Source organism: Evansella halocellulosilytica (assembly GCF_002335745.1).
Lineage (GTDB): Bacteria > Bacillota > Bacilli > Bacillales > Salisediminibacteriaceae > Bacillus_CA > Bacillus_CA halocellulosilytica.
Map to the genome: position 1 here is coordinate 1450921 of NZ_NIST01000001.1, position 8528 is coordinate 1459448.

Consider the following 8528-nt stretch of genomic DNA (forward strand, 5'->3'; position numbering starts at 1 on the left):
TTAGTAAGGCGGCTAAATTATGGGGGAAGAAATTGTCATCCGATTTATGAAAGAAGAAGATCTAGACGACGTTTTAAAGGTGGAACATGACTGTTTCCCATCTCCGTGGAGTAAAAGCGCATTTATGAATGAGTTAACGACGAACCAGTTTGCCTATTATTTAGTTGCAGCCACGAAGGAACGTGTCATCGGATATTGCGGAGTTTGGGTCATTGTTGATGAAGCACACATTACGAATGTGGCTGTGCATACTTCCTGGAGAAGAAAAGGGATAGGAAAACAATTGCTGTTAGGTTCTATGCATATGGCAAAAACGTTAGGGGCTGCGAAATTAACATTGGAAGTACGTGTTTCCAACGATACTGCTCAAAGATTATATAAAAAGCTCGGCTTTGTCGAAGGCGGGATTCGAAAAAACTATTACACAGATAATCAAGAAGATGCACAAATAATGTGGGTGAATTTATCATGACAAAAAAGAACGAGACAATCATATTAGGTATTGAAACGAGCTGTGATGAAACGTCAGCTGCTATTGTGAAAAATGGCAGAGATATTTTAAGCAACGTCGTTTCTTCACAAATTGAAAGTCATAAGCGTTTTGGTGGTGTCGTTCCCGAAATTGCTTCACGGCATCATGTAGAGCAAATCACATATATCATTGAAGAAGCAATGAAAGAAGCGGATGTCACATTTGATGATGTTGATGGGATCGCTGTTACAGAAGGACCTGGATTAGTCGGGGCACTTCTTGTCGGTGTGAATGCCGCAAAAGCTCTTGCTTTTGCCCAAGAGAAACCTCTTATCGGTGTCCATCATATTGCGGGGCACATTTATGCGAATCATATTGTACAGGAGCTAAGCTTCCCACTGCTCACGTTAGTTGTATCTGGCGGACATACTGAGCTTATTTATATGGATGAGCACGCATCATTTCATGTGATCGGAGAAACGAGAGATGATGCTGTCGGAGAAGCGTACGATAAAGTTGCGAGAACATTAGGTTTGCCATATCCAGGAGGACCCCATATTGACAAGCTTGCCCACGAAGGAGAAGTGACGATTGATTTTCCACGTGCATGGCTAGAAGATGACTCGTATGATTTTAGTTTTAGCGGCTTAAAATCTGCAGTTATTAACAAGCTCCATAATGCAAAGCAAAAAAACGAAGAGTTACTTGTGGAAAACGTCGCAGCGAGTTTCCAAGAAAGCGTCATTGATGTGTTAGTAACGAAAACGATGAAGGCAGCGGAGGAAAAACAGGTCAATCAACTTTTACTAGCTGGCGGTGTTGCAGCTAATAAAGGGTTGCGTCAAAAGCTGACAGAAGCATGTGAACAACACGGTATCCATTTAACGATTCCTCCTTTATCGTTGTGTACAGACAATGCAGCAATGATCGCATCCGCAGGAACGATTTTGTATGAACAAGGAGTCAGGTCTGATGACAGGTTAAACGGCCAGCCCGGTAAACAATTATAAACAATTTATACACATGATTTAGCTACAATGAAGATGAAACTCAAATGAAACGATCCACAAAAATTCATACTCAGATTTTAATTAAAAGCCTTCTTGTCCACAATAGGATAAGAGGGCTTAAAATATCCATCCCCCACCCCAAATTGTCAATAATTTTCAAGTAATTTTCAGGTACCGGGTCTGTTACAATTTTGTGAACTTGATTCGTGCACAGGTCGATGATTTGGGTGTGAATAAATGCGAATATATGATCGTGTTAATAACATGTTATTCACAAACTGTGGATAATGGGGAAAACTATATCAAACATTGAAAAATAAAGTCCCCGACTTGTTAACAACCATATTGTGGATAAATAGCCATTTATGTGTATAAGTTTGGATTCCCCATATATAATCGGGTAAATCATGTGGATAGGACTGTGGATCATGTGGATATGTCAGAAAATAAGCAAGTTTTTTTCTTTTTTGAAGTTACAGTTTATCGTAATAAGCTTTCTTGTATTCATTAGTGCGATCGGATTGCACATCGTTGTCCCCAGTGTGAGTGCGGAGACTATGCCGGATCATAGGCACCTGACTATTGTCGTTGTTCCTGGCTTATCTTTTCAAGAGATCGATTGGTTTATTCGCCACGGTGAAAGAGATTGGTTATGGGGGAAAGGCGGATTTGCTGCAATGAATGTAAAGCCGGACGGACAATACTCCTATTTAAATAATATGGTTTCGATTAGTACTGGAAAACGAGCTCAAGGAGTCCAAGGCTGGAATGCATACGAGCATCATGAAGAAATTGAAGGGGGACGAGCGGGAGACATAGTGACACAATGGTATGGAGAAGTTCCAAACAGTGATCTCGTGCACCCACACTTTCACTTGCTTGTGGATAAAGACAGTGAGAGCAACTATTCGCCACATTCAGGACATTTTGGAGAGATATTAAAAAATAACGATGTATATCGATACACAATCGGCCATGCAGATACTCGTCATGAGCAAGCACGATACGCGTCGTTATTGACGATCGATAAAAGTGGAGAAGCAAACGGAATGACGTTCGGATTTATGAAAAATGATCGTCACTTTCCTACCGGAGAAAGAATCGATACAAAACGACTTGTAGATAAAATTGTTAATATTCAAAAAAGTTATCCACAAACGTTTATTGTCATAGAGTGGGGAGATTTATTCCGATTAACAGAAGAACAGTCTTATATGACGAACGAAGCGTTTAATAACCAATATAAAAAGACATTATTAAGTCTTGAACGAACGTTACGAGAAGCGTATGAACAAACACTAGGCGAAGTTTGGCTCGTTTCACCATTTGTCCACAATGAGGCATATCAACATAAAAACCAACTCTCTCCATTGTGGATATGGGGGGAAGAGGAAAATCAATATGATTCGATTTACTCAAATACGACACGACGAAGCGGACTCATTAGTCACACCGATTTAACGGTAACGTGGGCTGAATATTTTGATGTGGATAAATCTGAGATCGACACAGCCGGATCACCATTGAAGTTATTCACACATTCAGAAAGTCGACCAAACTACACTAGTTTTAAAGAACGTTTAGAAGAAATAAACCATGTTTTTACCGGGCGTGCAAAGGTTCTGTCAAGTTATGTCTCTGGATTAGTCATCATGCTTATTGCAGCATCACTGATGATTTGGCTCATGGAAAAAAACGTAAGTTGGAGGGAACGGACAGAAATCCTTCTATTAAGCGGAGTTTTGTCTCCACTTTGGTTTTTAGTCACTTCTTTCATTGGTGTTCAACTCTCAGCAATGGGATATGTTCTATTCATTACATTAGGAAGTGTGGTGTCTGCACTCCTGTTAAAAAAATTTGTGCCAATGCCATTCAGCGCAGCGTGTTTCCTCTTTTTCTTAGCATTGTCAATCGATTTGTTAACAGGCTACCATATGATACAACGGTCGTTTTTAGGCTATGATCCAGTCATTGGAGCAAGGTATTATGGGATTGGCAATGAGTTTGCCGGCATTTATATAGCAAGCGGATTATTCATGGTTTATCCGCTGCTGGACCATTTCAGAAAAACACAACATGAACAATCTTATCAACGTAATAGTTTGATCCTCTTTATGACGGTCATATTCACAATGATTATTTTCCTAGCACATGGTTCACTGGGTGCAAATGCTGGAGCAAGTCTCTCTGTCGGTATTGTCCTCCTCTTCTTTATGTATCATAGATACTTTAAAAAAAGAAGTTTGTGGATTATTGCTGGAGTAGCTTTTGTCGGTGGAATATTACTCCTTCTTTTATTATTTTTACTGCAGTTTGGACAATCAGATACACATATTTCACGTGCCTTCAGCCAACTTTTTTCAGGGGACATTACTGAAATTTTAAACATCATTGAACGAAAAATAGAGATGAATTGGAAAATATTCCGTGTATCCTACTGGTCTCAGCTTTTTATCACAAGCTATTTTTTAATTGGTGTCATGCTCTGGAAAACACGGCAAGTAGCACTTTGTAAAGATCAAGCACTGCTTGGCCATCTAGGCATTGTCGCTTCAATCGCACTGCTCCTTTTAAATGACTCAGGTATCATTGCCGCAGCAACATCAATGTTTATTACTTTGTGTATTAGCTACGGGTGGTCGATTCAATCCAAAAAATTCGTGCGCACAGATCAAGTGATAAGTGACAAGTAGAAATAGAGTTGTGCTGAGAGTCGAGAAGTTGCGTCTAAACGAAGGGAAGTTGCGTCGAAACGAAGAGTTGTTGCGCCAAAACAAAGAGAAGTTGCGCCCAAACAAAGAGTTGTTGCGCCAAAACGAAGAGAAGTTGCATCGAAACAAAGAGAAGTTGCGCCCAAACAAGGAGAAGTTGCGTCCAAACAGATAGAACTGAACAATCCACGACATGCAAAACAGAGCTGAATCATATGATTCGCTCTGTTTGTCTCTTATTTGTTGTTATCTCCGTAACGATTCAATAACTGAAAGGGCTGAACATGATAAATATTAAGTGGAACTGTCTGAGTTTTCATAGCATCAAGTACACGGACTTTAAATTGCTCACGCGTAATAAAAGAACTGAGGTTATCTTCTGTCAATCGTGCAAATAGAACTTCTGATGTTTCCCCTTCCTCAGGCTGCAGCGTACCTGATTTGTAAGTACCTCTAAAAACAATACATGTAATATCTCGTGAGTGATTTTGATAAATGCCGGAAACGTTTGTTAACGTTACATGGACACCCGTTTCTTCAAAAATTTCACGATGAATCGCATCATCGAGACGCTCCCCTTCTTCAACTTGACCTCCGGGCATTTCCATCGTATCAGAGCGGTGGAGATTCCGAACGAGTAGAACTTCTCCTTTTTCATTCGTAATGTAGCCGCTAACAGTGACGATATGTTTCGGAGGGAAATACGTTCCTTTTTCTGATGTTGATGAAAGGAACTCCTCATGGCATTCAAGAAATAAATGACCATTCTCCTTTCGTTTTTCCTGGGCGGCTCTGTGAAGTTCACTTTGCTGAATATCTTTTTCAATCGAGTGGTAATGTTCAACACTCTCATATTCCCACATGGCAGTGATTTCTGTTTGTGATTCATTTACCCAGCGGCCGATCAACTTTGCTCCATGTTTCAGTTGATTAGGGTATAAATAAGTGTGGAAAAAATGATTAAATGTCTCTAACATATCGGGTGTGATCTTATACGTTTTTTTCCGAACGATCATTAGATGAACCCCCTTTTTCAATAATTATCTCTGTACCTAATGTTTCGATTTCCTGGAGGTGATCGTTATCCACACCATCATCAGTGATAATAAGGTTTAACTCATTTAATGAAGACATTGATGAAAACATATCAACACCGAATTTCGTATGTTCGATTAAAGCAATAACCTGTCTTGAACGATCAAACACGTTTTTATGGAAGATCGCGACCTCAGGAGTGGCTGTACTTAACCCTTTTGCAGAAATACCACCGGCAGTAGCAAAACATAAGTCGAAATGAAAATGCTGCAAAAATTCATTAGCTAGCATGTCTGTCATATTGCCGGATGATTTTACGCTGCCTCCGATTAAGAATGTTTGAATATGATCACGATGCCTTAACTCGTATGCGAGTTCAACGGAATTTGTCACGACTGTAAAATTGATTTTTTCAGGCAAGTAATTGAGCATCACGTAATGAATCGCAGCTCCGCCAATAAAAAGCGTTTGATCCTTTTGAATGTACGAAGCAGCCTTTTTCGCGATTGCATGCTGAAAGGGATTACCTTCACTATAACGAAGGTGAGGAGGGTGAGGCTTTGTGCGTGCATCCGGGTAAGGAATAGCGCCTCCGTGAGTACGCTTTACTAAACGTTCTTTTTCCAACAATGATAAATCACGTCGAATGGAATCAATTGACACGTTGAACTGATCTGCAAGATCTTTCGCTAAAACACGTCCTTCCTTTTGAACCATCTCAAAAATGTTTTTTCTGCGTTCTTCGGAAAACATTGTTGTTCCTCCTTTACATTGTATGTTCTAGTTTGTTCATGTTTTAGTTATTGATTATGCGGTTTATCCCTTGTTTTTGTTACTATTATGTCGTGTTTATTCCGTTTTGTAAAGGTTGTTTCCATTTTATTCGCGCTTTAGCTAAAATTCATGAAAAAACCTGATGGAACACGATCCACCAGGTTTAAAAATATTAATTCATAATTTTGCACATATCATTTGTGAACGTAACCGGATCCTCAAGCGGCAGCCCTTCGATAAGGAGAGCCTGATTGTAGAGGAGGTTCGTATACAGTGTTAATTTATCTTGATCATTTTCGTGAGCTTGCTTTAATGATTGGAAAATGTCGTGATTTAAGTTGATTTCCAATACTTTATCAGCTTTTACGTTTTGGTTGTCAGGCATCGCTTGAAGGACTTTTTCCATTTCAATTGTCACTTCTCCTTCTGCTGTTAAGCAGACAGGATGAGACTTCAGTCTTTTAGAGATGCGGACGTCTTTTACTTTGTCACCGAGTATGGATTTCATTTCATTAAAGAGGTCTTTATGTTCCTCAACCTCTTTCTCGTTTTGTTCATCATCATTGTCAAGACCAAGGTCACCGCTAGAAACAGATTTAAACTGCTTGTCTTTGTATTGCATTAACATTTTAATCGCAAACTCATCAACATCTTCAGTGAAATAAAGAATTTCATAGCCTTTATCAGAAACGAGCTCAGTTTGCGGAAGTTTTTCAATGCGATCATATGACTCGCCAGTTGCATAGTAAATGTACGTTTGATCTTCTGGCATTCTAGACACATATTCGTCTAATGTGACAAGTTTCTTCTCTTTTGAAGAATAGAACATAAGCAGATCCTGCAAATCTTCTTTATTGCTGCCAAAGTCACTGTAGACACCATACTTTAACTGACGACCGAATGAATTGTAGAATGTCTCGTATTTTTCACGATCATTTTTTAAGAGTGACTGCAGTTCATTTTTAATTTTGTTTTTAATATTTTTTGCAATTGCCTTCAGTTGACGATCATGCTGCAGGATCTCTCGAGAAATGTTCAATGACAAGTCTTCAGAATCAACCATTCCTTTGACAAAACCGAAATAATCAGGCAGTAAATCCGCGCACTTGTCCATGATGAGGACTCCGCTTGAATAAAGCTCTAGCCCTTTTTCGAATTCCTTTGAGTAATAGTCAAAGGGAATCGTTTCAGGAATAAATAAGATCGAATTGTAGCGAATCGTTCCGTCAACTTTAATGTGAATATGCTTTAACGGCTTATCAAAACCGTAACGTTTTTCTGTGTAGAAGTTTTCGTAATCCTCATCAGACAGTTCACTTTTATTTTTTCGCCAAATCGGTACCATGCTGTTGATTGTCTGTTCTTCAATATGCTCTTCCATTTCTTCTTCATTGTCAGCTTTTGGCTTTTGAACAGACACATCCATTTTAATTGGATAGCGGATGAAATCAGAATATTTTTTAATGATGTTTTTTAAACGGAATTCTTCTAAAAACTCATCATAGTTTTCATCATCTGTATTTTCTTTCAAATGAATCGTAATTGTTGTACCTACTTCAGCTTTTTCAGAAGGCTTGATCGTGTACCCTTCGACTCCGTCAGATTCCCATTCGTACGCTTGATCACTGCCAAATGCTTTTGTCAGAACCGTTACATTTGATGCAACCATGAATGCGGAATAAAAGCCGACACCGAATTGACCGATAATATCGTGGCCATCTTTGATTTCGGTTTCTTTTTTAAACGCTAGTGAACCACTTTCAGCAATCGTCCCTAAATTTCGCTCGAGTTCTTCCTCTGTCATCCCGATTCCGCTATCAGCAATAGTAAGCGTTCGTTTTTCTTTATCAGCTGAAATTTTAATGTGGAAGCTGTCTTGATCAAATTGGATAGAATCATCTGTCAATGCTTTGTAATACATTTTGTCGATGGCATCACTTGCATTTGAGATTAATTCTCTCAAAAAGATTTCCTTTTGCGAATAAATCGAATTAACCATCATTTCTAATAGACGCTTCGATTCAGCTTTAAATTGTTGTTTCGCCATGATCATTACTCCTTTTTATGTAAGATTGCTGGTGACGAAAATAACGTGGTCACCGATTTATTGAGTCGACATTTTAGCACTCGGTTAGATAGAGTGCTAATTCTATTGATATTTTACTGAATTCCTGTTTAATGTCAATATGTTTGCACATTTTTTTACAAAAACAAACCCAGAAATATCCAGGTGCCTGGCACCTGGCAATGGCGTTGCATGAATTTAAATAAATTCCATCTTTTCAAAAATATGTATTTACATTCAATAAAAAAACTCCTATTGTAGATGTGTTGACCTTGTATTGTTCCCTAATACAAACAAGTCATCTACAAAAGGAGCTCCTAATGAATAAGAAAATTATAGGACGTGAAATGCTCATTTGTCAATGCTTATCTCTTCTTCCTTCGGAAGAGTTAGATTGTCCTTTATTAGATTATGGGAACTATAAGCTTTCAACCAAGGCTTTGTTAAAAATTCCGTAATAA

Annotated in this window: 7 protein-coding genes; 4 read left to right on the forward strand and 3 right to left on the reverse strand. The window is 38.7% G+C overall.

Features of this window, described 5'->3' with window-relative positions; translation table 11 throughout:
* Positions 1 to 19: 19 nt before the first annotated feature.
* The 4 genes from rimI (at position 20) to CD001_RS25920 (ending at position 4368) form a co-directional block, all read left to right on the forward strand.
* A complete protein-coding gene (rimI, locus tag CD001_RS07015) occupies positions 20 to 472 on the forward strand; it encodes a ribosomal protein S18-alanine N-acetyltransferase (RefSeq protein ID WP_096186823.1) in 453 nt (150 codons plus the stop codon).
* Positions 469 to 1482, forward strand: a complete 1014-nt coding sequence (gene tsaD, locus CD001_RS07020) for a tRNA (adenosine(37)-N6)-threonylcarbamoyltransferase complex transferase subunit TsaD (protein ID WP_096186824.1) — start codon at positions 469 to 471, stop codon at positions 1480 to 1482. Before rimI ends, tsaD begins: the two co-directional genes overlap by 4 nt.
* 557 nt (positions 1483 to 2039) lie before the next feature.
* On the forward strand, positions 2040 to 4175 hold the full coding sequence (locus tag CD001_RS07025; RefSeq protein ID WP_096186825.1) for a hypothetical protein: 2136 nt from the start codon (positions 2040 to 2042) through the stop codon (positions 4173 to 4175).
* Positions 4176 to 4185: 10 nt separating this feature from the next.
* Positions 4186 to 4368, forward strand: a complete 183-nt coding sequence (locus CD001_RS25920; protein ID WP_142303553.1) for a hypothetical protein — start codon at positions 4186 to 4188, stop codon at positions 4366 to 4368.
* Positions 4369 to 4429: 61 nt separating this feature from the next.
* On the opposite strand, the gene CD001_RS07030 is transcribed toward CD001_RS25920, so the two are convergent.
* From CD001_RS07030 to htpG, 3 genes are all read right to left on the reverse strand, one after another.
* Positions 4430 to 5209 carry an NUDIX hydrolase gene (locus tag CD001_RS07030; protein ID WP_096186826.1) on the reverse strand — a complete coding sequence of 260 codons (780 nt, stop codon included), beginning with the start codon at positions 5207 to 5209 and terminating at the stop codon, positions 4430 to 4432.
* On the reverse strand, positions 5184 to 5981 hold the full coding sequence (locus CD001_RS07035) for a DeoR/GlpR family DNA-binding transcription regulator (protein WP_096186827.1): 798 nt from the start codon (positions 5979 to 5981) through the stop codon (positions 5184 to 5186). Before CD001_RS07035 ends, CD001_RS07030 begins: the two co-directional genes overlap by 26 nt.
* Positions 5982 to 6174: 193 nt before the next feature.
* Entirely contained in the window at positions 6175 to 8049 is a 1875-nt protein-coding gene (htpG, locus tag CD001_RS07040; protein WP_096186828.1) for a molecular chaperone HtpG, read from the reverse strand.
* Positions 8050 to 8528 lie beyond the last annotated feature (479 nt).